The organism is Streptomyces sp. UH6 (assembly GCF_013421635.1).
In the GTDB taxonomy this organism is placed as follows: Bacteria; Actinomycetota; Actinomycetes; order Streptomycetales; family Streptomycetaceae; genus Streptomyces; species Streptomyces abyssomicinicus.
The window spans coordinates 1-1,078 of sequence record NZ_JACADT010001403.1 but is presented as its reverse complement, the minus strand read 5'-3'; the positions used below and the strand labels follow the sequence as shown (position 1 = coordinate 1,078).

2 protein-coding genes are annotated in these 1,078 nt (G+C 73.2%); both read left to right on the top strand.

Annotation, left to right across the window (positions count from 1 at the left end; all coding sequences use genetic code 11):
- Positions 1 to 30 precede the first annotated feature (30 nt).
- Complete coding sequence (locus tag HW445_RS32170) at positions 31 to 519, top strand: gluconokinase (RefSeq protein WP_180224280.1); 489 nt, start codon at positions 31 to 33, stop codon at positions 517 to 519.
- Between the two features lie 133 nt (positions 520 to 652).
- Positions 653 to 1,069 carry a hypothetical protein gene (locus HW445_RS32165; RefSeq protein ID WP_257231442.1) on the top strand — a complete coding sequence of 139 codons (417 nt, stop codon included), beginning with the start codon at positions 653 to 655 and terminating at the stop codon, positions 1,067 to 1,069.
- Positions 1,070 to 1,078: the final 9 nt, after the last annotated feature.

Below are 1,078 nucleotides of genomic sequence, written 5' to 3'. Positions count from 1 at the left end.
GACGGGGCCGGGGCCGGCGCGCCGTGCGTCGTGGTCATCGGCGTCTCCGGCGTGGGCAAGACCACGGTCGCCCGCCTCCTGGCCGAGCGGCTCGGCCTGCCCTTCGCCGAGGCGGACGACTTCCACCCGCCCGGCAACATCCGCAAGATGACCTCCGGCGTGCCCCTGGACGACGAGGACCGCGTGTCCTGGCTGGAGTCGGTCGGCCACTGGCTGAACGCCCACGAGGCCACGGGCACCGGCGGATCGGTCGCCTGCTCCGCGCTGCGGCGGCGCTACCGCGACGCACTGCGCTCCGCCTGCCCCTCCGCCCTGTTCCTCCACCTCACCGCCGACCGCGACCTCCTCGCCGCCCGGCTCCACGATCGCACCGGCCACTTCATGCCGGAGACCCTGCTCGACTCCCAGCTCGAGGTGCTGGAACCCCTCGAGCCCGACGAACGCGGCGCCACCCTGGACGCCGCGCGGCCCCCCGAGGCGATCGTCCACGAGGCCGCGGAACTGATCAGGCGCGCGTGACGGCGGGAGCCGCGTGAGGGGGCGTCACCCGGACGGTCCTCGTGCGGTCGCCCGGCCCTGACCCGGGGCCCACGCTGTGACCGTGGCGGAAAACGCCGCCGCTGGTTCCGCACCAGGACGAAAGGTGACAGCCATGGCGGGCATCCCCGGTGAGGTGCGACACGACAGGAACGGGCCCGGCGACGGCGTACGCTCGTCCGCACCAGGACAGTTCGCGGGCATCGGCATGGTGCTCAGCGGTGTGCTGAGCATCCTCCAGGGTGTCGCCGGCATCGCCCGCGACCGCCTCTTCGGCACGCCGCTGCACTACGAGTACCGTTTCGACCTCACGTCCTGGGGCTGGATCCATCTGGTGCTGGGCGTCGCCCTGCTGGTGGGCGGCGTCGCCCTCCTCGCCCGCGTCCCCTGGGGCCGCCCCGCGGGCCTGGCGCTCGCGGCGATCAGCCTGGTCAGCCAGTTCATGTTCATCCCGTACTACCCCATCTGGTGCATCGCCGTGATGATCCTGGACCTCATGGTCCTGTGGACGCTGGCCCGGCTCGCCGACTGACCCGGGGCG